Annotated in this window: 18 protein-coding genes, 1 pseudogene and 2 riboswitches; of the genes and pseudogenes, 7 read left to right on the top strand and 12 right to left on the bottom strand. The window is 60.1% G+C overall.

The genetic code is table 11. The annotated features are described in order from the left end of the window. Positions 1-141: 141 nt before the first annotated feature. Positions 142-234, bottom strand: a riboswitch (cyclic di-GMP riboswitch). Between the two features lie 323 nt (positions 235-557). Beyond that, complete coding sequence (locus C4334_RS01590) at positions 558-1,184, bottom strand: cation diffusion facilitator family transporter (protein WP_352430326.1); 627 nt, start codon at positions 1,182-1,184, stop codon at positions 558-560. A 375-nt stretch (positions 1,185-1,559) separates the two neighbouring features. Here C4334_RS01590 and rbp point away from each other — a divergent pair, with 375 nt between their 5' ends. Then, the gene (rbp, locus tag C4334_RS01585; protein ID WP_352430325.1) at positions 1,560-1,919 is read left to right on the top strand and encodes an RNA-binding regulator; all 360 of its coding nucleotides are present in this window, start codon (positions 1,560-1,562) and stop codon (positions 1,917-1,919) included. Between the two features lie 356 nt (positions 1,920-2,275). Here the strand turns inward: rbp and C4334_RS01580 are convergent, their stop codons facing one another. The 9 genes from C4334_RS01580 to C4334_RS01540 form a co-directional block, all read right to left on the bottom strand. Then, the gene (locus C4334_RS01580) at positions 2,276-3,958 is read right to left on the bottom strand and encodes a carbon starvation CstA family protein (protein WP_352430324.1); all 1,683 of its coding nucleotides are present in this window, start codon (positions 3,956-3,958) and stop codon (positions 2,276-2,278) included. Positions 3,959-4,031: 73 nt separating this feature from the next. Continuing rightward, on the bottom strand, positions 4,032-5,783 hold the full coding sequence (locus C4334_RS01575) for an amino acid permease (protein WP_352430323.1): 1,752 nt from the start codon (positions 5,781-5,783) through the stop codon (positions 4,032-4,034). An 86-nt stretch (positions 5,784-5,869) separates the two neighbouring features. After that, a complete protein-coding gene (locus C4334_RS01570; protein ID WP_502943379.1) occupies positions 5,870-6,160 on the bottom strand; it encodes a zinc ribbon domain-containing protein in 291 nt (96 codons plus the stop codon). A gap of 347 nt (positions 6,161-6,507) precedes the next feature. Beyond that, a complete protein-coding gene (locus C4334_RS01565) occupies positions 6,508-6,837 on the bottom strand; it encodes an XdhC family protein (RefSeq protein ID WP_352430322.1) in 330 nt (109 codons plus the stop codon). A gap of 166 nt (positions 6,838-7,003) precedes the next feature. After that, entirely contained in the window at positions 7,004-7,732 is a 729-nt protein-coding gene (locus C4334_RS01560; protein ID WP_352430321.1) for a hypothetical protein, read from the bottom strand. Between the two features lie 248 nt (positions 7,733-7,980). Further along, a complete protein-coding gene (nadC, locus tag C4334_RS01555) occupies positions 7,981-8,835 on the bottom strand; it encodes a carboxylating nicotinate-nucleotide diphosphorylase (RefSeq protein ID WP_352430320.1) in 855 nt (284 codons plus the stop codon). Further along, the gene (locus C4334_RS01550) at positions 8,832-11,558 is read right to left on the bottom strand and encodes a valine--tRNA ligase (protein ID WP_352430319.1); all 2,727 of its coding nucleotides are present in this window, start codon (positions 11,556-11,558) and stop codon (positions 8,832-8,834) included. Before C4334_RS01550 ends, nadC begins: the two co-directional genes overlap by 4 nt. Positions 11,559-12,031: 473 nt before the next feature. Continuing rightward, positions 12,032-13,399, bottom strand: coding sequence for a response regulator (locus C4334_RS01545; protein WP_352430318.1), 1,368 nt, complete (start codon positions 13,397-13,399; stop codon positions 12,032-12,034). Between the two features lie 801 nt (positions 13,400-14,200). Continuing rightward, complete coding sequence (locus C4334_RS01540) at positions 14,201-14,857, bottom strand: PDZ domain-containing protein (protein ID WP_352430317.1); 657 nt, start codon at positions 14,855-14,857, stop codon at positions 14,201-14,203. A gap of 114 nt (positions 14,858-14,971) precedes the next feature. On the opposite strand from C4334_RS01540, the gene C4334_RS01535 reads away from it, so the two are divergent. The 3 genes from C4334_RS01535 to C4334_RS01525 all read left to right on the top strand — a co-directional run bounded on the left by C4334_RS01535 (position 14,972) and on the right by C4334_RS01525 (position 16,396). Further along, positions 14,972-15,337: a hypothetical protein gene (locus C4334_RS01535; protein WP_352430316.1), complete on the top strand. Its 366-nt coding sequence runs from the start codon at positions 14,972-14,974 to the stop codon at positions 15,335-15,337. A 73-nt stretch (positions 15,338-15,410) separates the two neighbouring features. Beyond that, on the top strand, positions 15,411-15,656 hold the full coding sequence (locus C4334_RS01530; RefSeq protein WP_352430315.1) for a hypothetical protein: 246 nt from the start codon (positions 15,411-15,413) through the stop codon (positions 15,654-15,656). Between the two features lie 128 nt (positions 15,657-15,784). Then, complete coding sequence (locus tag C4334_RS01525; protein WP_352430314.1) at positions 15,785-16,396, top strand: hypothetical protein; 612 nt, start codon at positions 15,785-15,787, stop codon at positions 16,394-16,396. 194 nt (positions 16,397-16,590) lie between these two features. Here C4334_RS01525 and ispH read toward each other — a convergent pair whose 3' ends face one another. Further along, a complete protein-coding gene (ispH, locus tag C4334_RS01520) occupies positions 16,591-17,454 on the bottom strand; it encodes a 4-hydroxy-3-methylbut-2-enyl diphosphate reductase (protein WP_352430313.1) in 864 nt (287 codons plus the stop codon). Positions 17,455-18,192: 738 nt separating this feature from the next. Then, a riboswitch (TPP riboswitch) is annotated at positions 18,193-18,313 on the top strand. 75 nt (positions 18,314-18,388) lie between these two features. Between ispH and thiC the strand changes: the two genes are divergently transcribed. After that, positions 18,389-20,293: a phosphomethylpyrimidine synthase ThiC gene (gene thiC / locus C4334_RS01515; protein ID WP_352430312.1), complete on the top strand. Its 1,905-nt coding sequence runs from the start codon at positions 18,389-18,391 to the stop codon at positions 20,291-20,293. A gap of 173 nt (positions 20,294-20,466) precedes the next feature. On the opposite strand, the gene C4334_RS01510 is transcribed toward thiC, so the two are convergent. Continuing rightward, positions 20,467-22,176, bottom strand: a complete 1,710-nt coding sequence (locus tag C4334_RS01510) for a S1C family serine protease (protein WP_352430311.1) — start codon at positions 22,174-22,176, stop codon at positions 20,467-20,469. 428 nt (positions 22,177-22,604) lie between these two features. On the opposite strand from C4334_RS01510, the pseudogene C4334_RS01505 reads away from it, so the two are divergent. Together C4334_RS01505 and C4334_RS01500 are read left to right on the top strand one after the other, a co-directional pair. Beyond that, a pseudogene (locus C4334_RS01505) lies at positions 22,605-24,015 on the top strand (S8 family peptidase). Between the two features lie 145 nt (positions 24,016-24,160). Beyond that, a complete protein-coding gene (locus C4334_RS01500) occupies positions 24,161-25,198 on the top strand; it encodes an alpha/beta hydrolase family protein (protein WP_352430310.1) in 1,038 nt (345 codons plus the stop codon). Positions 25,199-25,245 lie beyond the last annotated feature (47 nt).

Raw genomic sequence — 25,245 nt, 5'->3', positions numbered from 1 at the left:
AAAACGCTCCTCGATTTGATCTCTTCCGTCGCCTGCGCTGGTCGAAAGTCGGTTGGCGGTCTTTCGTCGCTGCGCGTCGGGTGGAAGCTGACGAACTCAGGGGAAGGCGCTTTCGCCAGGGTCATTGCGTCCCTCTTCAACTTCGGCAACCGTCTCGACCATGCGCCGTGCGGCGTTTAGGTCGACGGCTTTGCGCTCCGCAGCTTTCGCCTGAGCGGATGGCCCTTTCGGCTTCCGAGTGCGACGGGTCGAGCGCTTTTTGTGCGCCCGGTCGGGCATTATACCGACATCAGCGGCGCTTTGGGAAGCCTCTTCCAACAGCGCGCGATCGCTTTCGGACTGTAAGACCAAACTCGGATTGCTCACGCGCCGTCGGATCTAGTCGCGTGAGATGTCGCATAGAAAGCTCAAAAGGCGCGCCGCACGAAGCCCGCCTCGTCAGCCGTTTAACTTGAGGCGCCGAACCGCGGTACCGAGGGGCGCATTGCGCGAAAGAGCGACGGCACTTTTGGAGGTTCACCTACGGCCAGATGCGATGCGCATCGGCAACTCGCAGATCAACAGCAACCAGCGCAACTTTTGCCGCGCAAAGCCTGTACGCCTTCTTTGACGATGATCGGCGTCATCAGCAGCGCGGCAACCGCATCGGCCCACCACCAACCGAAAAGCGCGTTGAGCACGAGACCGCCGAGCAGGATGGCCGACAGGTAAGCGCAGATGTCCGTCTGTCGAGCGTCGGCACGCATCGCGTGGCTGCCGATTTCGCCCGCAACCTTTCTCTTCGCGCGCGCCAGCAACGGCATGACGATCAGTGACAAGGTTGCAAGCGCGATCCCGATGGGACTTGCGTCCGGAGCCTCGCGTGCGATCAAAGACGCGGTCGCTTCGTAGCCGACGTAAGCGGCGAGCGCGAGGAAACAGAAGCCGATCAGACGAAGCGCCCGCCGCTCGCGCGCATCGCGTCGTGTCCCATCGCGATCGGTCGCCAAGCGCCAGAACATCACCGCGCCCGAAGATGTTTCGATGACGGAATCAAGACCGAAACCGATGAGCGCGATGCTGCCAGCAACTGTTCCGGCGACGATGCTGATCAGAGCTTCGAGCGCGTTCCAACCGACCGTGAGCACCCCCAAGCGCAAGCCGTGTCGCACGACATCGGCCCGTTGTTCCTCTGCTCGTCTCATGGCGCGCTCGATTCTAACATTCTCTTCGTCGTTTGTTTCCTTGTCCGAGGCGTCCCCGCTCCCGCCATCTTTTCATCGCCCGTTTTGTGACCGCGCCGCCCTTTATCACACGGACGCCATTTCATGCTGCCGCCCCTTGCGCTTCGCCGCCGGAAGGTGCATAATCGTCGCGTTTTGAGTTCCTGCTCTCGCGCATCGGCGGCGATGCGCTAGGCCGCGACCACAAAGAGCGACAGCGTTCGGCTGAGAAGAGAGTGAGGTCGGTTGATAGTTTTTCGGAAGAGTCGGGCGTGTCGCTCGCGTCGCGCAAGTCTCTGGTTCGAGTCCGCGATTGGATTAGCCCGCACTTCCCGTAACCTTCTAAGAGGATAGAAAATGACAACCAAACTTTTCGTCGGGAACCTCCCGTTTCGTACAACCAGCGAGGACTTGCGTGATCTATTTTCGCAAGCGGGCACGGTGGAATCAGCCTCGGTGATCGAAGATCGCGACACGGGCCGCTCACGCGGTTTCGGTTTCGTTGAAATGGCGACTTCGGAAGAGGCGGCAGCAGCCATCGAACAGTTCAACGGACGCGATTTTGAAGGGCGCAACCTGACCGTCAATGAGGCCAAACCGCGCACCGACCGCGGCGGCTTCAATCGCAACAGCGGCGGCGGTGGCTACGGTCGCGGCAGCGGCGGACGCGGTGGACGCGATCATCGTCGCGGCGGCGGACGCGAACCGCGCTGGTAACGCGCGCTTCAATAAGCGACAAAGGGAGCCGGTGGGGAACGCACTCTCACCGGCTTCTTTCTTTGATCGGCAACGCGCTTGTTGCAGCCAGTCGCAGGACCACCGCCCAAGTTTGTGCTATCGCCGGTCTTTGCTATTTCGATCGGCGTTGACCTCCTCCCCGCCTGAAGTCCGGGGGATTCCTTCCTGCCACCAAGAGCCTTGTTACACCTCGAGGAAGCGGTCGCGCCAACCGACTCCCAGCGCGCGCGCCTTCAGAACAAGCGATCCGGGCCGGTCCAGCCCTTAATACCACGAGCCGGGTGACGCGCCTTACCCTCTTCCTCAAGGAAAAGGTTTGCAGCTCGTTTTTCGGATCAAGCGCGTTCTGGAACGAGCGAACCACGCCTTTCCTTGCGTAGTCGCACGATGGCGACGAACAGCAGAAAGATCGCCAGACAGACGAGCGCGATCGCCGAGGCGGCGTTGACCATTTCGATGTCCAATCCGCGCGAGGCTTGAAGATTGACCACGGCCAGTTCGATCAACGCCCACAGCGTGATCGTCAGGACGAAGAGCATCGGCCAGAGCGTGAACCATATTCGTTGTCGCGCTTGGTAAAGCCACACCGTGATGGCCAACAACGTCAACGCGGCAAGCAACTGGTTGGAGGCGCCGAACAGCGTCCAGAACTTGACCCACGCCCCTTCGCGCGCAAAAGCGATGAAGTAGACCGGCAACGCCACTGTGATCAACGTTCCGGCCACAGCGCCCGCGCGCCCGCGCCACCCTGTCACCTCTTGCACGATGTACCGGCCCAGACGCATGCAAACATCGAGCGTATCGAAGACGAAGGTCGAAAAGGCCATCGCGCCAAAAGTGACCGCAAACGAAAGGTTCTCGCGTCCGACAAGCAACGTCATGAATTCGCCTATGCCGTTGCCGTAGATCGTCCCTGGCGCAAGCCCCTTCAAATTCTCTTGTGCGACGATCATCACCGTCACGAGCGCGATCAAAGCGACGAACCCTTCGGCCAACATCGCGCCATATCCGACCAGCTGGATGTGCGTTTCGCGATCAACTTGCTTGGAGGTCGTCCCCGAACAGACCAGACCGTGAAAGCCGGAACAGGCGCCGCACGCGATGGTGACGAAGAGAAAAGGGAAGAGCGCGCCCGTCATCCCGCCCGCATCCCACGTCTTGAAAGCAGGCTGTTTGATCTCGTAGCCGCCGAAAAGGAGGCCGATCACACCGATGGCGAGCGCGGAATAAAGCACGAAACCGCCGAGATACCCGCGCGGCTGCAAGAGCAGCCAGACGGGGATGATCGACGCGATGCAACAATAGGCGAGAATCAGTAGCCCCCACGTCTTGTGATCGAGCGAAAAGAGGTTCGACATCTTCGTTCCTAGCCAAGCGACGAAAAAGGTCGCCGGAACGAAGATCGCCGTCACCAGCCAAAGTGGCGGACGCAAATAACGTTGAATCAGCCCCATGGTGACGGCGAGCGAAAGATACATGATGCTGGCAGCGGCGACTGCGCCGCCCGGATTGAACCCGACTCTGTTTTGTCGCAACTCTTCCGTTCCGGCGACGAACGTTCCAGCCGTAATGTCGGCGAAGGCGACGATGACGTAGACGAGCGCGATCCAAATGAAGCTCATCATCGCCAGACCAGCGCGCTTGCCCATTGAAGCGCGCGTGATCTCGGCGATCGAACACGCGCCGTGTCGCACGGAAGCCGTCAGACTCGAAAAATCGTGCACCGCGCCGATCAAAACAACGCCAAGCCCGATCCACATCAAGCAAGGCAACCACCCCCACGTCTGACAAGCGAGAATGGGTCCGGCGATGGGGCCGGCGGCGGCGATCGCCGCGAAATGTTGGCCGAAAAGATAGAACGGGCGCGTCGGGACGAAATCAACCCCATCGTTGATGAGATTGGCCGGCGTCGCTCGCGCATCGTCGAGCGCAAACTGCCGGGCCACCCAACCGCCGTAGACGAAATAAGCAGCGACGAGCAAAACGACGAACGAGAGGGCAAGAACGGTCAAACCCACGGTCTTCACTCCTGTGCGCTGGGATCAAGGGCGCCGCGCGCTCCGCTCGATGTTTCGCCTTCGAGGAAGGTCATCACTTCGCGCGCACGCCGTTTCTATTCGACACAACGCCGATCGCCGCAAGCAACACGCCTACGGCGATCATGCTCCCGCCGAGCAGCGTGCGTCGGCTGGCGACCTCCGTCGAAGAAACGGCGGCCATCGCCGAACGCCCGAACGCGCTGAACAGATCTTTGGCGCTCAAATCATGCGGGATCAAAAACAGTCCGAGCGCAATCAGCAGAAAGCCAAAGGCGGCGACCTTCAACGTCAAAGGCGTGCGCGGCGGACGTCCCAAACGCTGCCCGACGCCGCTGCGCGTGTAACCATAAGAAGTGTAGATCGACAACCCCAACATCAACCAACCGACGAAACGCCACCAAGATGCCGGAGGAAGATAGTACATCAAAAAGATGCACGAGGCAGCGCCAAGCGCCGGCAAGAGAACCGGACCGAAGGGGACGCGAAACGGACGCGCGCGATTCGGCTCTTTGAACCGAAGGACGATGACGCCGATGCAGACGAGCACAAAAGCGAACAGCGTGCCGATGTTGGTCAAATCAACCATCTCGTCGATGCTCGCAACGCCGGCGACTCCGCCGACGATCAGTCCGGTGACGATGGTCGTCACGTGCGGCGTCCTGAATTTCGGGTGCACGCGTGCAAACGAAGGCGGCAACAAACCATCACGCGCCATCGAGAAGAAAATGCGCGGCTGGCCCAGTTGAAAGACAAGCAGCACGGCAGTGGTCGAAACGACAGCGCCGATGGCAACCACCGTCTGCTGCCACGCCGCCTGCGGCGCGCGGTATTGCAAGGCGAGCGTGAGCGACTCGGATAGACTACTTGGAGGGAGACGCCGCAACTCTTCATACGGAATGATGCCCGTAAAGGTCGCCGCAACGACGATGTAGATGAACGTGCAGATGACGAGCGAAGCGATGATGCCGATGGGCAGATCGCGCGCTGGATTGCGCGTCTCTTCGGCGACGGTGGAGACGGCGTCGAACCCGATGTAAGCGAAGAAGACGACGGCGGCACCGGCCAGCGTCCCAGCCCATCCGTTCGGTTGAAGGGGGCGCCAGTTCTCCACCAGCTCCGCCGGCGTGATATGACGCAATGCGACCACGACGAAGAAGAGCAACACGCTGACCTTGATGAGCACCATTGCGGCGTTGAAGGTCGCCGACTCGCGTATGCCCCAAACGAGCACCGCCGTGATCAACATCACGATGCCGAAGGCGAGCAGATTGAAGACGATCGGGATGTCGAAGATCTTTGGCGCAGCGGCCAGCACTTCGGGCGAAGCCGTCCGGTAATTGGTCGCCAACCATGCGGGGAAATCGACGCCAACCGAGCGCAACAGCGCGTTGAAGTAACCGGCCCAGCTGATGGCGACGGCGACGTTGCCGACCGCATACTCGATGATCAAATCCCAACCGATGATCCACGCGATGATCTCGCCGAGCGTGGCGTAAGAATAGGTGTAAGCCGAACCGGAGATCGGAACCATCGAGGCGAGTTCGGCGTAGCAAAGCGCCGTGAAAGCGCAGACCACCGCCGTGATCACAAACGAAAGCATCAAAGATGGACCAGCGCCAGGGCGCGATGCATCGCCCGCCGCCGCCGTTCCTACAGTGGTGAAGATGCCAGCGCCGATGATCGCGCCGATGCCGAGCATCGTCACGTTGACCGCGCCTAGAGCGCGTCTGAGCGAAAACTGGGGTCCTTCGGCTTCTGCTAGGATCGAATCGAGATCTTTGGTGTGAAAGATTCCTCGCAACACGAAAGCCTCCACGTGCGTTCAAAGCGAGTGGCGACCGCCGATGCGCAAAAAGAGAGCTTCGCCGCAACCGACGTGCGCGGAGTTTGTCACATTTCCGCGCGCGAAAGCAATGCTCGAACGATGGGCGGTTGAAGCCGCTCCTCAACCGACGGACGGTATCGTGCGCGCTGGGCCTTACGCCGTTTGAGCGGATCTCTGATAGATTTCAGAGAGAGGCAAAGCGTGTGACTGCTCCCCACGGCGCGCAGCCGGGGGCTTCTAGGGTGTATACCCAGGGATTGCAGCCCCAATCCCAAAATATTCTTCGCCGCGTTGTAGTCGCGATCTAAGACCATACCACAGCACGGACACGCGAAAACCCTTTCGGACAGCCCCATTGTCTGCCTGTGGCCACCTCCAGAACGCGCCGCCGGGAGCCCCCGGCTTTAGCCGTGGGGAGGATGTCAACCCCATGTCTTAAAGACAAGGGCTTTCGGCCCAAAGACGGAGGTAAGCTGAAGCGAACGGCGCGGTCGCGCGCTAGCTGTGACGTGCCCGGCACGACCGACTTTTGCCGGGCGAACCGTTTTGAGCGAGTCGATGCCGGCGCATGATCTTCGCGGCGCAAGAAGCCTTTCGAAGCCCATCGAGCCCGCGCTTGGCGGGCGTCCGAGTCTCGTCGCTTGAGAACGCGCACGGCTCCTCGCACCGGTCCGAGGCCGCCACCTCCAGCAACGCCGAGATCTTATGGATCCCACACATCCAAGAAGATCTCCATCACGCCGCCGCAGACCATGCCTTGCTCGCTCGCCTCATCCGCCGTCAGGCGAAAGACGTGAAGGCAAGGCCTCCCGCTACGCATTGCTTCGCGCGCTTCAGCCCACACTTCCGCTTCGACGCATCCGCCGCCGACTGTGCCAGCCACCTCGCCGTTTTGAAAGAAGAGCATCTTCGCCCCACGTCTTTGCGGCGTGGAGCCGCGCGTATGTGCTACCGTCGCCACGATCACTCTCTCGCCGCGCGCGTTGGCTTCGCGGATCAAACGATAGACGTCCGCTTGCGATAAAGCGCTCATATTGCTTTTCGATGAGCTTAAAACTACGGTCCAGCGTTCATCGCCTCGCGCCGTTGTAAGTTGCCGGCGGCATGAAAACTCCAACCGAAATCGTGACGAGCGCCACCGTTTCGGCAGGGACGTCAGCGGCAGCGTACCGACCGCATCAAACTCCTGACTGGAATCATCACGGGATGCGTTCCGGCGACGCGGCGCTTGGCGGTGCGGCGCTCGGCGTGCGTTCCGGCGGCATTGCGTTCTCTTCTTTCAGTGGCTCTTCTGTTTCCGCTTCGTCGAGCCGGGCGCGTAGCCGTTCGATCTCGCTCTCGGTTCGCGCCAGCGAAGCTTCCAAACGTTGCCGCTGACCGACGAGCAGATCGAGCTGCGCGCGCAGACGACCCCTCTCGCTCTCTATCTGTCGGCGTATCTGCTCGCGCACCTCTTCGGGGCGCGTCGTTCCGATCAGGGCAGCCCGCCGTTCGATGCCTGCAGGGTCCGATTCGTACTCGAGTTGTTCAAGTCTCGCTCTCGTGTCAGCTTCGCGTGATTGCACATCGGCGAGCTGCGCGCGCAAGTTATCGGCGCGTTGTTCAGCCCGCGACAGTCTTTCGAGATCGACGAGCGTGCGCTGCTGCGTTTTTAATTCCTTCAGCTCCGCGGCAAGCATGTTGACTTGCGACGATAGGCGTCGCACGGTGCGCTGCAGATCCTCGACCTCTTCCTCTTTATTTGCACTGGGCGCGCGCCGCGGCGCAGCGTTCGCTTCATCCTCCGCCGTGCTGATGAGCCGCGGCTCATCGCTCTGCTTCGTCGGAGCGGGCGCGGCAGGCCGTCTTTGTTGTGCGGCGACATCGTGCCCCGCTGACGCGGCGATAACGCAGGCGAGCGCCAGCATGACCCAAAAGTTTCCATTCATCCGACCTCTCCTCCCTCGCGCTTCGAAGCGAGGACTTCGCCTCGGAGGCGACGAGGACCCGAAAGGTTACACGCGCTGCTGGCAGGCGGCGTTCCACCCTCTTTTGGAAGCCGCTTTCTCGCGCGTTACGTTTCGTCCCACGTCGCAAAAGCCATCAGCCGGGCTGTGTATTACGAAACTGAATCTTCACATCCTTAACCGACGTTCATATCCTTCCTCTTGTTGAGGCTACGGACGAGCGCGGCCCATCAGCCGGGCTGTATTTTGAAACTGATGTCCACAGCGCGCGCCGAATGGGTGAGCGCGCCGACGCTGATGAAATCGACGCCGGTCTCCGCATAGGCGCGCACGTTTTCAAGCGTAATGCCGCCCGAGACCTCGATCAAAACGTTCGGCGCGAGTTCCCGCGTGATGGCGACGAGTCGTGCTGTTTCTTCGGGCGTTAGGTTGTCTATCAGCACGATGTCCGCGCCGCTTCTGATCGCTTCGCGCAAGTCCCGTTCGTTCGACACCTCGATCTCGATCTTGTGTAGATGGCCGACTGAGCGGCGCGCGCGCTCTACCGCTGTCGCCACGCCGCCCGCAAGCGCGATATGGTTATCTTTGATGAGCACGCCATCGTCCAAACCGAAGCGATGGTTGCGTCCGCCGCCGATCACCACGGCATACTTTTCGAGCATCCTTAAGCCCGGCGTCGTCTTGCGCGTATCGACGATCTGCGCGCGCGTCCCTTCGACGGCGCGGACAAACTGGCGCGTAAGCGTCGCGATTCCCGAAAGCCGCTGCAAGAGGTTGAGCGCGACGCGCTCGCCCGCGAGCAGCACATCGGCGAAACCGCTTGTGCGCGCAATGGTCTTTCCGGCTTCGACTTCGTCGCCATCGGCGACGAAGGCTTCGATCTGCTGCTGCGAATCGAGCGAAGCGAAGACCGCTTCAGCCGCTTCGAGTCCGGCGACGACAAGCGGTTCTTTGGCGATGAAGCGACCGCGCGCGTGCGCGTTGCGCGAGACGATCGCTTGCGTCGTGATGTCACCGCGCCCGATATCTTCGTTGAGAAAGGCCCCGACTTGCGAAAAGAGCGCGTTGTCATCGAGCCAGTTCATCCCAGTGCCTCCAAAGCTTGTTCGAGAGATTTCATGCGCTGCGTGATGTCGGCCAAACGTGCACGGACTTCGGCGACCCGTTCGGCGGGCGCGCGTTCGATGAAGCTCGTGTTCATCAATTGCGCGTTGATCTTCTCTAACTCCTTCTGCAGTTTCATCCTTTCGCGCTGCAATCGCTCGCGCTCGACGTCGAAATCGATCAGACCTTCGAGCGGGATGGCGACTTCTGCGCCGCCCGAAACGGCAGCGCGAGCCGAAGCGCGCGGCGCTTCAAGCCGCTCACCGATCACCACTTCGGAAGCGCGCGTCAAGCGTGCGATGTGCGGCACGTAAGCGGCGAAGACCTCGCGCAGTCGGGCATCCGGTGCGCCCACCAACGCGCGCACTTGCTCTGCGGGCTTGATGTTCATCTCCGAACGGATGTTGCGTACGCGTTTGATAAGGTCGATCACCGCTTGCATCTCGCGTTCGGCCTGCTCATCCCGTTGCATCGGACTGTTCTGCGGAAAGCTCGCGAGCATGATGGTCGGTTCGGCGTCGGCGTAAGCCGGATGCAACTGCGCTGCGCCGACGCCCGGAAGCCGTTGCCAGATCTCTTCGGTGATATAGGGCATGAAGGGATGAAGCAACCGCAGCGCTTGTTCGAGGATCGTGAGCAGGCGGCTGCGCGCGTCCACGACTGCGGGCGATGCTTCGCTGGCCGTAATCTCGACCTTGGTAAGCTCGATGTACCAATCGCAAAAATCATCCCAGAAGAAATGGTAGAGCGCTTGCACGGCGTCGTGGAACTCGTAACTCTTGATCGCAGCGTTGACGCGCTCCGTCGCGCGATCGAGCCGCGACACGATCCATCGATCATGCAACGCCCATTGCTGCCGATCTTCCGAAAATCCGCCTCCGACCGTCGCGCCCTCGGCGTTCAGCAGACAGAAGCGCGCCGCGTTCCAGATCTTGTTGGCGAAATTGCGGAACGATTCGACTTGCTCATCGCGCCAACGCACGTCCGTCCCGGTGCTTGCCGCGGCGAGCGTGATGCGCGTCGCGTCCACGCCGTACTTGTCGAAAAGATCGAGCGGGTCAACCGTGTTGCCCTTCATCTTCGACATCTTCTGCCCGTGCTTGTCGAGGATGAGGGCGGTGATCACCACGTCGCGGAACGGCACTTCACCGACGAATTTCAAGCCGGTCATCACCATGCGCGAAACCCACAGGAAGATGATGTCGCGCGCCGTGACGAGCACCGAAGTCGGGTAGAAGGTCTTCAGATCGTCGGTGTCGTCGGGCCAGCCCAGCGTGGAGAAGGGCCACAGCGCCGACGAGAACCACGTATCCAACACGTCCGGGTCCTGTTCGAGCTGATCCGTCCCGGCAAGAGAGCGCGCCTCTTCTTCCGAACGCGCGACGATGGTGCGGCCATCTTCGGTGTACCAAGCCGGGATGCGATGCCCCCACCAGAGTTGGCGCGAGATGCACCAATCGTGAATGTTCTCCAACCAGTCACCGTAAACTTTGGTCCATGGGACTTCGGGCACGAATCGCGGTCCGCGCCCTCGGGCGAGCGCATCGAGCGCCGCCTGCGCCATCTCCTTCATGCGACAGAACCACTGCGTCGAGATCAACGGCTCGATCACCGTGCGGCACCGATCGCAGCGCGAAATGGCGAATTCGTAGTCCTCAACTCGTTCGAGCAAGCCCAGTTCGCTGAAACGCTGGACCACGCGCTCGCGCGCTTCGTACCGGTCCAATCCGACGAACTCCGGCCCAGCCGCTTCGGTCATGCGCGCGTGCTGGTCCATGATGACGACTGGCGGCAAGTGGTGACGACGTCCCATTTCGTAATCGTTTGGGTCGTGCGCTGGCGTGACCTTGACCGCGCCCGTGCCGAACTCGGGATCGACCGCCTCATCAGCGATGATCGGAATCTCGCGCCCGACGAGCGGCAAAATGACCGTCTGGCCGATCAGATCGCGGTAGCGCGCGTCGCGCGGATTGACGGCCACCGCCGTATCGCCGAGCATCGTTTCGGGGCGCGTGGTGGCAACCGTTATGCGCCGCTCGCTGCCTTTGATCGGATACTGCAAATAGTAGAGCTTGCCTTGATGAGGCTCCTTTTCGACTTCGAGATCGGAGAGCGCCGTTTGATCGGTTGGACACCAATTGATGATGCGGTCGCCACGATAGATCAAACCCTCTTCGTAGAGACGAACGAAGGCTTCGCGCACGGCGCGCGACAAACGCTCGTCCATCGTGAAGCGTTCGCGCGACCAATCAACAGACGCCCCTTCGCGCCGCAACTGTTCCGTGATGCGCGAGCCGTACTGCTCTTTCCACTGCCACACGCGCTCGACGAAACGCTCACGCCCGAGATCGTGGCGCGTTAACCCCTCCTTTTTGAGTTCGCGCTCGACGACGATCTGCGTCGAAATGCCCGCGTGATCGGTCCCCGGCAACCACAACGTGCGATAGCCGCACATGCGATGGTAGCGCGTGAGCACGTCCATCAACGTGTGCTGCAACGCATGGCCCATGTGAAGCGAACCCGTCACGTTGGGCGGTGGGATGACGATCGAGAAAACGGGCGCTTTAGGGTCGCGGTTCCTCTCCGGTGCAAAACATCCTTGCGCCTCCCAACGTTGATAATGCTTCGATTCGGCCAAGCGCGGATCGTAAGCTTTCGGGATGTCCGAATCAGTGTGCTTCACCGTTTGCGTCGAATCTGCCATCTCGCTCTGCAACTCTTTCAAGAAAGATTTAAGCGATCCAAGCGCCACAGGTCGCCATAGTAAAGCGATGGCGGCTGCGGCACAAACCACTCTTGTTTCGCCTCATGAATTCGCGCGGCGACGAAAACATAGTAAAGGATGGCACGCCGGGGAACAAACCGGTCGGCGGAAGCCTCATCGTGCTTGAAGTCGCGTCGAGCCGCAGCGCGTCGCCGCTTGCGCAAATCCCCGCGCGACCAAAAGTCGAAGTCCGTTCGATTCGCAGCCGTCAGCGCCCCACCGACAGCAAGCCAACGACGCGCATCAACGTAAGCGATCGGATTTCCGCTTGGGAGAGCCGAGCAGTGAACCAACGACGCGCCTCAATGCAAGCGATCAGCGGAGCTCTCTTCGCCGAAGATGGCTTGAAAAGCGAAGATCGAGACGAGCAGCAAATCTCGTCTCGATCTTCCGCGCGAAAATCCAAAAGCCTGCTACTGCCGACGCGCGCGCTCTTCTTCCAGTTGACGCTTGATCATCAATTCAGCCAACTGCGGCACGACCTCCCAAGCGATCTCTTGAACAACGCGCTCGGAGATGCGTTCGACCACGCGCCGCGCGATCGCATCAATCGCTTCCGGCGGCAATTGGTCCACAAGTCGGACCATTGCATCATCCGTTGTGGAGGCTTGTTGCGCGCCCGCGACGATTGCCGCTTCTCTTCGTTCGTCCGGCACGGCGCTGGCGACGGCCAAGTTCGGCGCTGGAGCTTCAGGAACGCGCGCAACTGACGCGACGCGCCCAGGATCATCAGGGCTTTGCGCAGCGACCGTCGCTTCCTCGATGACCGAAGCCTCAGCTTCATCGCTGACGGTCGGGATCGCTTTTTCTCGCGTCGAATCTTCCTGGAAGACGTAAGTCCCCGCCTCCCGCTGCTCTTCGATGGGAAGCGGCTCGATCTCAAGCTCGAAGACCTCTTCGCTCCCCACGGACTCTTCGATCGCCGCATCTTCTGCCGCGCGTTCGACGATCAAAGCTTTTTGCTCGACCGCACCTGCGGCCATCGGCTCATCATCCAATTCGAGCACGAACGCCTCTTCGCAAGCGTACTCGACGACGGGCGACGCCCCCACGTCGTCCCCTAAATCGAGCACGAAATCGTCCGCCTCCTGCGTGGCCACCGATTCGTTTTCGCTCATCTCGAGCGGTTCCTCTTCGAGCGCGATAGGTTGCGCGTCCGCTTGGAAATCGAGCGGCATCGTTTTGGCTCCCACAACTTCCGTAACAGGCGCGACGTTAGCTTGCTCGCGGGTGCTGTCTGTTGCTCGGCTCGGCGCACCCGCCTCCGTAAACGCATGGCGTGCTTTGATGGTCCGATCATCCGTTGCGAGATCGCCCGTGGTCGCGCGCGCCGCAGGACCAGCCTGCGGCGAACGCCGCTTCTCTGCGGCATCCTCTGGACGCTTCTCAGAAGCTTCCTCCGCGGGCTTTCCGCCTAACAGGTTGCCGACTTTGCTTACTAGGTCTCGAATCGATTGGAAGGGTTTGGTCAAGACTCCATCCGCGCCTACTTTGCGCGCCTCCGCTTCGTTGAAAGGTTCAAAAACACTCACCAGAAGTAGGACGGGAACATGTCGCAGGCTCTCGCGGCTTTTGACATAGGCGCAAATCTCATAACCATCGCGCCGTGGCAGGTTGACGTCGACGAGAACGATGTCGGGCGCTTCCCACCGGAGCGTTTCAATCGCCTGCTCTCCGTCGCTCGCCGCAACAACCATCATCCCTTCATCGGCGAAGGTCAATGCGACGATCTTCTGAACGGCGACGGATTCATCCGCCACCAGCAGCTTGCGGCCCGCCAACAACGCGGTTCTCCTAGTGCGCGCTCGTTCTCCTCGGCAGCCGAAGCTCCGCATGCGGAGCCTAATGATCAAACTAACACCTTTATTGACTGTACGTCAAGAGGTTTTTGCTTTTTTAAACGACTTTTGCGCTCGAAGATGCCCCGTTTGGCAGGGCAGGTCAGAGGGCGTGCCTTTTGTCTTCTTTGCTGACAGGCAGGACAAGCAGTTGGCAGGGTGCATCGGAGGGCATGACCTTTTCATCAGATTTCAGTGGCGCTACAGACCCCGGCCTTCAGACCTGGGGAGGAGCGCCACTTTTTCCTCCTTTCTCTGACTTCGGCTTTTTTGGTCCCCACACCCTCCAGCTACAAGTCCCCAACAGAACAATCTCCTTCCGGCAAGCGTCCTGGCAGAGTCGCTTGCCATCCTCCATCCGGTGCAGGCTAAGTCGCCCGTTTCTGTGGCCTTCAACGTAACAGAAACCGTATCGTGGGTGCAGTACTTGTGTCCCGTGTCGGAGTCCCAGCCGTCCTTTCATGGAGGCGACGCGCACCGCCCTTCGCTGGCTGGTGCAGGTACAGTGACCGTCGACGGAATCGTAACGGTGCAACCCGTAGGATCCGCGTGTTATGCGGTGCCCTGCCACGAGCGGGCGGCGCGAGTTGCCTTCGAACGCCCCCGAAGCACCGTCACCGGGTTCGGTTGCTCGGCTAGGCTAGTCTTTCCCGGTCTCCAGACCGCCTTACGCTGCGCGCGCGCTGGCAAGGCCGCTACTCTCGCAAGCCCCTAGCTTTAGCTATGGGGTAGTTGACCCGCGGTTCAGTCATTGCGCCCTACCTTGACCGGAATGCGCAACACGTCTCCTTGACGGAAGACGGCGACCAACGCAATGCTGCCGGGCGATGTGCGCTCGATGCGTGCGACAAGCTCTTCCTCGGTGCGAATGGGAACATCGTCGATGGCGAGCACAACATCACCGCTTTGCAAACCGGCGATCTCTGCCGGGCGATTAGTTCGCACATTGCCGAGACGCACGCCGAACAGCCTCAATTCCGGTATCCAGATGCGCTTGAAGCCGGAGACGCCCCAATAAGCTTTTGGCTTCTCTTTCTGCGAGTCAGCGAGCCGCTCGATCTCTTCTTCAGGAACAGGCACGAGCGAGCTTTTTCGCATCTCGCCGTCGCGTACGAAGAGGACTTCAAGCGGCTGCCCAACCTGCGCTCCGACCAACGCGCGCCGCAGGTCTTCGGCATTTCTCACGGGCTTTCCACCGAGGCCAACGATCACATCTGCGCCGACCATGCCTGCCTGATCCAGCGGCGATCCGGGCGGCGAAGAGGAAAGCACCATTGCGCCCGGCATCCCTTCGGCATCCACTACGCGCATCCCGCATAAATTTCGTTCCGACAACCCCTTGGTCCACGCGGAGTCGAAATCTTTCGGGTGCGTGAAGAAGATCTTCCGCTCCGTTCTCATATCCGTCACGGCGAAATAGAGTATCAAAACGAGAGCGGACCCGAAGACGTATCTTTTCCACCTCTGGGGTCTGCAAGCTGTGCCCTGGGCATTCGTCGGGGGCAACGGTTCAGGATGAGACCCGGTCGCCATCTGTCCGCCCGTTCGAGCGGCGGGAAGGATTTCGGTGACAGCCTGTTGGTCAACGGGGCCGGTCAAACGCTGACCACAACGGCGGCAAAAACGCAAGATGCGCAGCATCTGCGCTCCGCAGTTGGCGCAAGAGATCGTTTCGGACTCCATCGAAAGCCTCCGGTCGGCTGGTTTTCAGCCCCTTCATTGTTTAGTTGTACGCTCTCCGACAACGCGAAGTTGCATTTTCGTTCGCCGATCATGGACGAAGCGTCACGCTTTCGGCACGAACAGGATCCCGTTTCGCATAAGGATCGGGCAAACGACGCCGTTTTCTGTTGTGGCATGAAAAATGCCTTTGATGCATGATTGCACCACACGTGTCGGCAACGAGAGTTCGATTCTCCGCTGCCGCGCGAGTTTCATCCGGAGGACGCCCGACATGGAAGTGACCAAAACTCTCGCCGCGCTACAACCCCTTTACGGCAAGGAGAACATCGAGATCGTCACCACCGATGGACAGCGCTTTCGCGGCACCGTCCGCAGCCTCAAAATGACACAAGCGCTCACTAGACCGAGCGTCAAGCTCGAACAGGTCAACGGCGAGATCGTGAAGATCACGGTCGATTCCATTGCCGAGATCATCGACCACAACGTAGATTCCAGCGCAGAGGCATCCGCCGGGTAATCGCGCGCAAGCGCGACCATCATCTTCGACGACCGAGAGATGGTGCGGCAGGCTTCGCCTTTGGCACACTTTTCGCTATAGTTTACTGCCAAGCGCGTTGAAGCCTTTTCGACGCGCGGTTTGAGGCGATGGAGAAGAGCCTGAACACAACCATGGAAGAGTTCGGCGGGCGCGTGGCGAGCGTCTGGCAGGGCATGCGACCGGCCACCAAGAAGCTGGTTGAACGCGCCTTGCAAACGGCTTCGCCGCCGAGGGCGATGCAGTACGATGCCCGAGCGGAGTGGGAGTTGAGCCGTTTGTTGGCCGCGCTTGAAGATCAAGCAGTGGAGACGCGCGAGAAGATGAGCGCTGAACAGACGGCGACGCTTCGCCGCATGGCCGAAACATGCGCTGCCGTGCTCCACGCACAAGCCCGTTCGGCTGAAAGCTTCGAGCAACTGCTCATTCGTGCCCTGCGCACAAGCGACTATGCGCGGGTTGATCTGTTGGCCGATTCGCTCGCTTCGCGCCTTGCGCCGCCCGAGATCAGCGAACTAGCGCGTTCGAGCAACGTCGTGGTTCGGGCCATTGCCTACGAAACGCTGGCGCTTGCGCCGACCTCGGTGTTGGTTAGGTTGCTGACGGATCCGGTGGATGCCGAAGTGGCGCGCTTTGCGCTCTACATTCAAGCCGAAGAGTACGGGTCGGAAGAAGCACGGTGGGTTCTCGAAACGCTTGAAAGCGCGGAGGAAGAGGAATAGAACCGTTCACCGCGCGCCTTCAAGTTCGGTCTTCGATTATTGGAATCAGCTTTGCTTCTTTTGTCGTGCCCGTCGCCGATCAAAGGGCGCATCTTCCATCGCCGCTCCCCAACTTATGGATAACGCTTTGCAGGTCGCTTTCCGTTTCATCAATCGGCTCTCTCTCGATTTGGCGCGGCGCTCAAACTTCTATTCTACTTACTAGTTCCTTGCTTCCGCCCTATTTCGTGCAAGCGCGCGACCACTTGCTCGATCAACCAGTTCGGCGTCGAAGCTCCGGCAGTGACGCCGACGCGCCGGACCCCCTTCAAGTCATTCGGGTTGATGTCATCTGCCGTCTCGATCAAAAAGCTTCGCTCGCACTGCTCCCTGCAGACCGACAAAAGCTTCACGCTGTTGGACGAATGAGCGCTGCCGATGACGTAAAAGGCGTCCACTTGGCTGGCGAGAGCGCGCGCCGCGTCTTGACGATCGCGGGTGGCCGAGCAGATCGTGTTGACCACTTCAGGCTCGGCATCAGCCTTGGCGCGAACGGCTTCGGCAGCCTCGAGGAAGGTCTTGAGCTTGAGCGTCGTTTGCGATAACACAATGGGCGCGTGAAGCGGCGGCAACTTTTCAACCTCGCTCGCATCGCGCACGATGTAGGTCCGTTCGGGCGCATGACCGCGCACGCCGATCATCTCCGGATGGTCGGGATTGCCAACGACGACTACATCGCGCCCCTGTCGTGCGGCACGTTCGGTTAGGCGTTGAACGCGCGTGACGAACGGGCATGTGGCATCGATCACTTTGGCCGCGCGCGCTTCGAGTTCGCGCTTGACTTGCGGGGCGACACCGTGCGCGCGAATCACAGCGACCGTTTCCGCATCGGCTTCTTCTGGCGCTTGCATGGTCGAAACGCCTTCGCCTTCGAGTCGCTCCATCTCCTGTTTGTTGTGGATGAGCGGCCCCAATGTGCGCACTTTGCCGTCACCATCGCGCAGGGCCGCTTCGACCATTTCGACGGCGCGTTCGACGCCGAAACAGAAACCGTACTCTTCCGCCAAAAGGACTTCCATCGCTTCTCCACCAATCGGCTTAACGCCGTTCTGAGTTGATGCTACCGCGCTTTGTGGGCTTCGGTCAATCGAAGAGCGCGTCTCGAACCGCTTTGCGAGCGCAGCGCAGGCCAAATCACCATCCGCCATCAGATGCGCTGATGCTCTCTTCATTCTAATCGCAGCTTTGGGGCTATGGTCATTCTAGCCCTAACAAGAGCTAATGCGCCGATGCTCTTTATTAATCGCAGCGGCCTTATTAATCGCAGCGGCCTTCGGTGGCAAGGTTCGATCGCCATTCGCTACCGGATGAGAAGCAGCCTTATGCTCGTCACATCTTCCGTGCGAAGTGGGAAACCGCAGGACGTTGCTCGTCCGCATTTCATACCTCAGCCACCGAAAACGTTCCAGCGTCGGTGAAGCGGATAACCACGGATGCAGCCCAGCACAAAACTCTAACTGGAGCCTGCCTCGAACGGAAGCTAAAGGGCACGCACCGCAACGCCATCGATGATGATTAAACCTGACATCACATCTCTCGAACGAAAAGCTAAAGGGTACGCCCAGTCATGAGAGCCTCTTTTCGGTAAAAGGTTCGAGGCTGTGAGGCGTTGGACGGCGTTGCAGCGTTCTACGCGACCCCCTTTTCGGCAAAAAGGATCGAGAATATGCTTGGTGCCGACTGGTGAAGTCCGCCCGCGCAAACGTGACCGCAGCTGTTGTATAATTGAAAAGCTATCGGTTGATTGAAAGGCTGGGATATGCGAGCGGGGGAGCTTGCGCTTTTTCGGCAAAGGCGCAGGCTGAGAGTCGCCCGAAGGCGAGACCCCTTGAACCTGATACGGGTAATGCCGTCGAAGGGAGCACCAACGAGGTCGCTTCGCGCCCTTTGGACGGGAAGCGACCTTTTTCTTGCGGATTCGCTTAGCGCGGATCTGCGCCAAAGGGGAACAAGATGACGAGAAAAGAACCAGAACAACTAAACCGCGCCACACATTTTCCCAATTCGCGGCGCGTTTACGTCGAAGGCGAACGCGACGGCGTGCGCGTTCCTTTCCGCGAAATCCTTCTCCATCCGACGCGCCGTCTGGATGGCACGCTCGAGGAGAATCCGCCCGTGCGCGTCTACGATACGAGCGGGCCGTGGGGCGATCCCGACTTCAAAGGCGACGTGCGCGCGGGGCTTCCGCCGATTAGGCGCCAGTGGATCTTGGCGCGCGGCGACGTCGAAGAGTACGAGGGACGCGCTGCCCGCCCAGAAGACGACGGCTACCGGGATGCCGAGGCTCTGCGTCGCGCCCGCGAGCAGGGTCGGCTCGAAATCTTCCCGGGCGAGCGTCGTCCGCCGCTTCGCGCTAAACCTGGCCGCCGCGTCACGCAAATGCACTACGCGCGCCGCGGCGAGATCACGCCCGAAATGGAGTTCGCCGCCATACGCGAGAATCTGGGCCGCGCCCGCTTGCGCGAGATGATCAAGGACGCACCGCGCGATTCGATTCACCACCGACATCGCGGCATGGGGTTCGGCGCCGAGATCCCTGAGGAGATCACGCCCGAGTTCGTTCGGCAAGAGGTGGCGCGCGGGCGCGCCATTATCCCGGCCAACATCAACCATCAGGAACTGGAGCCGATGATCATCGGGCGTAATTTCTTCGTCAAGATCAACGCCAACATCGGCAACTCATCCATCTCTTCTTCGATCGAGGAAGAGGTCGAGAAGATGCGCTGGGCCACGCGCTGGGGCGCTGACACGGTGATGGATCTTTCAACCGGACGCAACATCCATGCGACGCGCGAATGGATCATCCGTAATTCGCCCGTCCCGATCGGCACCGTGCCGATCTATCAAGCGCTCGAGAAGGTCGGGGGCAAAGCCGAAGATCTGTCGTGGGAAGTTTTTCGCGACACGCTGATTGAACAGGCCGAGCAGGGCGTCGATTACTTCACGATCCATGCAGGCGTGCGCTTAGCTTACATACCGCTCACGGCACGGCGCATGACCGGCATCGTCAGCCGCGGCGGTTCGATCATCGCTAAATGGTGTCTGGCCCATCACAAGGAGAACTTTCTTTACACGCACTTTCGCGAAATCTGCGAGATCATGGCCGCCTACGACGTTTCGTTCTCTTTGGGCGATGGGCTTCGTCCTGGTTCGATCGCCGATGCGAACGACGAGGCGCAATTCGCTGAACTCGAAACGCTCGGTGAATTGACCAAGATCGCGTGGGAGATGGACTGCCAAGTGATGATTGAAGGGCCGGGCCATATCCCAATGCACCTTATCAAAGAGAACGTGGACAAGGAACTCGATATCTGCCACGAAGCCCCGTTCTACACATTGGGGCCGCTCACCACCGACATCGCCCCCGGCTACGATCACATCACTTCGGCGATTGGCGCGGCGATGATCGGTTGGTACGGCACGGCCATGCTCTGCTACGTCACGCCCAAAGAGCACTTGGGCTTGCCGAACAAACGGGATGTCAAAGATGGCGTCATCGCTTATAAGATCGCCGCGCACGCGGCGGACTTGGCTAAAGGCCATCCGCGCGCGCAAGCGTGGGACAACGCGCTCTCAAAGGCGCGCTTCGAGTTCCGTTGGGAGGACCAGTTCAACCTCTCGCTCGATCCCGAAACGGCGCGCGAATTCCACGACGAAACGTTGCCGCAAGAAGGGGCTAAACTCGCCCACTTCTGCTCGATGTGCGGGCCGCACTTCTGCTCGATGAAGATCACGCAAGAAGTGCGCGAATACGCCGCGCAAAAAGGGCTTGACGAACAGTCGGCGCTCGAAGCCGGAATGCGCGAGAAGGCCGATGAGTTCATTTCGTCCGGCGCAGAGATCTACCGCCAGCGATAGGTTTTCGCCGGACGTTTGCCGAAAAGATCGGGAGTTCACCTCGTTCAGCGCGCAGATCCGCCGCAAGAGCTAACGCGCCGCGATTCGCTGACTTCAAACTGGGAGGCCGTCGGAAACGGTTGGGGTTCGGTCTCCGGCGGCCCACTTTTCCGCCAGTGATCGGCGCGAGATGTTTACGGCGCGGAAGGCGTCTGCGCCGAAGCTTCCGCCTCTTGCCGGTACTCCTCGAAGTCGGACCAGACCCTTTGCATGGTCTGCAGGGGGATGAGTTTGACGTCGGGTTGTTGCGGGTTCTCCTCCGAATGGATGCGCAGCTCCAAGCGCTGACACTTGTTTGGATTGAAGACGTCGTGCGGATAGGCGTACAGCCCGGCGTAGCTGTAGCGCGTCTTCATCTTGAAGTAACTCGGCGCGAAAAGCGCATATTCGACCTTTTGCCGTCGAATCGGCGTCACGGGCTCGCCGTTGCAGACGAGTTGCATCTCGTAGAAGTCGGCCTTGAGTTTGACGTCGGGCGGGATCGAAATGCCGGTTGTGGCGGCGACGATTCCCGACAGGAACATCGACTTGCCGGTCACTTTGTATTCAGGAATGGCCAGCAGCTCAACCACTGGCTTCAACTGTCCGACGTACTCGGTCCAGTTGCGCAAGTTCTGAAACTTATCGACGGTGCCTTGCGCGCCCTCTTTGTTGCGCTTCTCGCGTTCGCGCGCCGATTCAAGACGGTCCTTTTCCGAAAGGTAGAACTTGAAGACCGGCGTCAGCACGCGAACGTCGTAGCGCCCGACCTCCATCTTGTAGGGTTTGGTCTCGAACTTTTTGACGTCGACCCTCTTCTTGATGGCTTCCACGGGAAAGGCTCTTTCCGGTTCGGTCGGCAACAATTCCGCTGACGGCTTGGATGCCTTCTCCATGCTCACGCGCGCTTTGTCGATGAGTGCTAGCGCTTCTTCGATCCGCACGATGCCAGCCACGCCCGGTCCACCGAGCGCAGGATCCCTAAAGGTTGTAATGCCGATAACTTCACCGAGCGAGTTAAAGAGCGGGCCGCCTGAGTTTCCCGGATTGACATTGATATCGGAGATGATCGCACGCTTTTCGACTTTGCTGACGATGCCGGAAGTCAAAATCTTCTCTTGGTTGAGAGGACTGCCGATGGCAAAGACGCGCTCGCCTTCGACAACGACGGGCTCGGTCGCCGTGGCTTGCGCCAACTTGAGTGGGCGGCACTCAGAACAAGCTTCCAGATTGATCCAGAGGACGGCGATATCTTTGTCGGCATCCTGCTCCAAGACGTTGGCGCGCACTTTGCGCCGCCGGTCGAATTGCACGCGCACCTCTCGCGACGTAGAGATGACGTGTTGATTCGTCAGCACGAGGCCACGCTCATCGATGATGAACCCGGTGCCGTGACCCAATTCGCCTTCTACGGTGACAACGCCATCGCGCAAGCGCGCAAACAACGCGGCCTCCTCAGTCACGCGCCGCTTCGGCAGCGCTGGAAGCTCGGTGACGATGGCATTGTCGTTGCTCAGTTCGAGCACTGTCTCCTTGCCGGCTTCGATCTTGAATTCGACTTGCCAAGCATACCTTTTACTCTCAAACTCCAACGGAGCGTCGGAACTCAAGGTGTAATCTCCTGCAGGCAAAGATAGGGTCGCTCGCCCGTCGAATGAAGTGCTGATTTTGGAACGCTTGTCCGGAGAATCTTTCCGCTCGATGATGAACGTTTGTTTAGGCAACGGCTTGACGTTCAAACTGCTGTCAACGATAGCCGCCTTGATCGTCAATTTGCCCTCGAGAGCTTGCGCCGACAACTCAGCCGTCGCAAGGCAAAAAAGAGCGAGCGCGAGGAACAGGCGTGAAACGTTTGACGAGGACATAGTGAGACACCTCTCCAAGAAGTTTTGCGGACCGATCTGCTAGGCGACGGCCGCCACCGGCGCAATCGCAGGTCGTGGGTCGCGGTTCAGTCGCTACTGTTAACACACCTCGCCCGCCGGAAGCAAGCTTCACTTTTCCCCAGCGGAAATTGAAATCAAGCCTTCAAGCTCGCGTTGGAAGACGCTCCCGAATCGTCTCGCGCGAACGTTCAGTTGAAACGCTCGTTCGAAAAAGGCTTGCATCGCGGAGCGGCATGAGTATATATTTCGCCGCGTCTTTCACGCCCGATTCCTCGAACGCCCGCTTCCTCGACGGTGGGACTAGCGAGAAGCTCTTTACGCTTGGGCGCGCTTGTCCAAGTCGTAATTTTCGACCGCGCGTCGCCCTACGAACGCAGCAGCCAGAAAAATAACGATTCGGAGGGAGCATGAGAAGATTCTTAGCTTTTTTCGCCATCACTGCACTCTACGCCTCGACCATCGCGCCGACCATGGCCCGCGCACAAGAAGCCAGTTATATGGATGAACCGCAACCAGCCGCCTCAATTGGGCCGCGGTTTGCGCCCGGAGAGCTTCTGGTCAAGTTCAGAGCAGATGCGCGCGAAGCGGAAAAGATCGATCTTCGTAGCCGTCTCGGGGCGCGGCTTAAAGAACGCATCCACACCTTGCCGATGAAGGAAGCCGGCGAAGGCGAACTGCAACGTCTCACCATCCCGCGCGGACGCACGTTGATCGAGGCCATCAGGGAACTAGAGGGCCACCCAGCGGTCGCTTTTGCCGAGCCGAACTGGATCGTCACGCACCAAGCTGTCTCCAACGATCCCTATTACACCAACGGCTCGTTATGGGGCATGTACGGCGATGCGACTTCGCCCGCCAACCAATACGGCAGCCAAGCGGGTGAAGCGTGGGCCAACAACCACACCGGATCGAGCGCTGTTTACGTCGGCGTCATCGACGAGGGCATCGACTATCGCCATGAAGACCTGTCGGCCAACATCTGGACCAACCCATACGATCCGCCCGATGGCATAGACAACGATGGCAACGGCTACGTTGATGACGTTCACGGGTGGGATTTTTACAACAACGACAACTCCATCTACGACGGAGCGCCAGGCGACAACAGCACCGACAGTCACGGCACGCACGTCGCGGGCACAATCGGCGGCGTCGGCGGCAATGGCAAAGGTGTGGTCGGCGTCAATTGGCGCGTGACCATTATCTCGGCCAAATTCCTCGGCCCCAACGGGGGGTACGTATCGAATGCCGTCAAAGCCGTCGATTACATCACGGACCTCAAGCGTCGCCACGGGTTGAACATCGTCGCGACCAACAACTCGTGGGGGGGGCGGCGGTTATTCGCAAGCGCTGCACGATGCGATCATTCGCGCCGCCAAGGCCGATATCCTCTTCATCGCGGCAGCGGGCAACAACGGCACGAACAACGATCGTAAAGCTAATTACCCCTCGAACTACAACACCTCGGTCGGCACGAGCACTGAATCAGCCGCAAGCTACGATGCGGTGATCGCCGTCGCGGCCATTGACCGTTACGGTGCCAAGCCGAGTTGGTCAAACTACGGCGCCAAAACTGTGGACCTCGGAGCGCCCGGCGTAGGCATCTGGTCCACCACGCCAAACAACACCTACAGCTCGTTCAGCGGAACTTCGATGGCCACGCCACATGTAACTGGCGGGGCGGCGCTCTACGCTTCGACCCATCCGGGGGCAACCGCTAAACAGATCAAGGATGCGATCCTCCAAAGCACGGTGCCGACCTCTTCTTTGAGCGGCAAAACCGTCACTGGCGGACGGCTCAACGTCAGCGGCTTCTAGCAGTCAAGCAGACCGTCGGTTGCGAGGGCGCAAGAGTCTCTTGCGCCCTTCGCTTGAAGCCTTGGCGCTCAGCCGATTCCGCGCTTGATCTCGCGGCGCCGACTGCGTAAATTGTTCGATTTCGAGCGCCGAAGTTTCGCCGAAGATGGTCGCCCCCTTCGCATACTTGATCCACCGCCGCGAACGACACTTGGCCCAACGCGACGCGAACCGCCGTCTTCTGCCGTTTGATTGGGGAGCGTCGCTCATCGCGGGCGAGATTGATGGGGCCGACCCACGCTCCTTTTTACGCGCATTCGCCCTCGAAGCTTTTCAAGAGAGCGAACGGTTCTTCGCGCTTCCGCCCATCAGCGATTTCCGCTTTGATGGCGAACGACTCTCGTGGACCAGCGCCGTCGCCACTCCCGAAAGCGAAAACAACACGGCGCGCGCGCGCTTTTTCGCACCACGACGAAAGAACGAAAGCGGTCCGAAACGCGCCGTTCTCGTCCTTCCGCAGTGGAACGCCGATTCTGGCAGCCACGTCGAACTCTGCCGCCTGTTCAATCGCTTCGGCGTCGCCGCTTTGCGACTGACGTTGCCCTATCACGAAGAGCGCCGTCCGGCGTGGATGGAGCGCGCTGAGTACCTTGTCAGTTCGAACATCGGGCGAACGCTTCTTTCGATGCGCCAAGCGGTGGTGGATGCGCGCGCTGCCGTTCAGTGGCTGAGCGAACGCGCGCGCTTCGACCGCATCGGCATCGTTGGTTCCAGCGTCGGATCTTGCACGGCTTTCCTCGCCTTCGTGCACGACGAGCGCATCGCCGTAGGCGTCTTCAATCACGTCTCGAGCTACTTTGCCGATGTCGTCTGGCGCGGCATCTCGACGGCACACGTGCGCGCCGGATTCGCGGATGAAGTTTCGCTCGAAGAGCTTCGCACATACTGGCTTCCCATTAGTCCGCTTCCTTACGCTGCACGGCTCGCGCGAAAGCGCGACGGTCGCCCCTTTCGCTTCATCGCCGCGCGCTACGATCTGACTTTTCCGCCTGATCTGTCGCAACAGATGATCGCCGAAGCGCAGCGCCACGGACTCAACCTCGATGCGACGTGGCTTCCGTGCGGCCATTACACAAGCGGCGAACGTCCGTGGAAATATCTTGACGGTTGGAAGATCGCCTCTTTCTTGCTCAAGCACCTCTGAGTTGGAAGATCTCGATCCTGTCTGTTCGAGCAACTCGCCGCGCCTCG

It is taken from the genome of Pyrinomonas sp., from assembly GCF_040289685.1.
Classification (GTDB): Bacteria; Acidobacteriota; Blastocatellia; order Pyrinomonadales; family Pyrinomonadaceae; genus Pyrinomonas.
The sequence above is the reverse complement of the archived record's forward strand: the minus strand, read 5'-3'. Positions and strand labels throughout refer to the sequence as shown.

What these genes read in the sequence shown, in the direction of transcription:
- C4334_RS01590 (WP_352430326.1), bottom strand. Translation starts at nt 1,184, where the DNA reads ATGAGACGAGCAGAGGAACAACGGGCCGATGTCGTGCGACACGGCTTG.
- rbp (WP_352430325.1), top strand. Translation starts at nt 1,560, where the DNA reads ATGACAACCAAACTTTTCGTCGGGAACCTCCCGTTTCGTACAACCAGC.
- C4334_RS01570 (WP_502943379.1), bottom strand. Translation starts at nt 6,160, where the DNA reads ATGGGGCTGTCCGAAAGGGTTTTCGCGTGTCCGTGCTGTGGTATGGTC.
- C4334_RS01565 (WP_352430322.1), bottom strand. Translation starts at nt 6,837, where the DNA reads ATGAGCGCTTTATCGCAAGCGGACGTCTATCGTTTGATCCGCGAAGCC.
- C4334_RS01560 (WP_352430321.1), bottom strand. Translation starts at nt 7,732, where the DNA reads ATGAATGGAAACTTTTGGGTCATGCTGGCGCTCGCCTGCGTTATCGCC.
- nadC (WP_352430320.1), bottom strand. Translation starts at nt 8,835, where the DNA reads ATGAACTGGCTCGATGACAACGCGCTCTTTTCGCAAGTCGGGGCCTTT.
- C4334_RS01550 (WP_352430319.1), bottom strand. Translation starts at nt 11,558, where the DNA reads ATGGCAGATTCGACGCAAACGGTGAAGCACACTGATTCGGACATCCCG.
- C4334_RS01540 (WP_352430317.1), bottom strand. Translation starts at nt 14,857, where the DNA reads ATGAGAACGGAGCGGAAGATCTTCTTCACGCACCCGAAAGATTTCGAC.
- C4334_RS01535 (WP_352430316.1), top strand. Translation starts at nt 14,972, where the DNA reads ATGAGACCCGGTCGCCATCTGTCCGCCCGTTCGAGCGGCGGGAAGGAT.
- C4334_RS01530 (WP_352430315.1), top strand. Translation starts at nt 15,411, where the DNA reads ATGGAAGTGACCAAAACTCTCGCCGCGCTACAACCCCTTTACGGCAAG.
- C4334_RS01525 (WP_352430314.1), top strand. Translation starts at nt 15,785, where the DNA reads ATGGAGAAGAGCCTGAACACAACCATGGAAGAGTTCGGCGGGCGCGTG.
- ispH (WP_352430313.1), bottom strand. Translation starts at nt 17,454, where the DNA reads ATGGAAGTCCTTTTGGCGGAAGAGTACGGTTTCTGTTTCGGCGTCGAA.
- thiC (WP_352430312.1), top strand. Translation starts at nt 18,389, where the DNA reads ATGACGAGAAAAGAACCAGAACAACTAAACCGCGCCACACATTTTCCC.
- C4334_RS01510 (WP_352430311.1), bottom strand. Translation starts at nt 22,176, where the DNA reads ATGTCCTCGTCAAACGTTTCACGCCTGTTCCTCGCGCTCGCTCTTTTT.
- C4334_RS01500 (WP_352430310.1), top strand. Translation starts at nt 24,161, where the DNA reads ATGGTCGCCCCCTTCGCATACTTGATCCACCGCCGCGAACGACACTTG.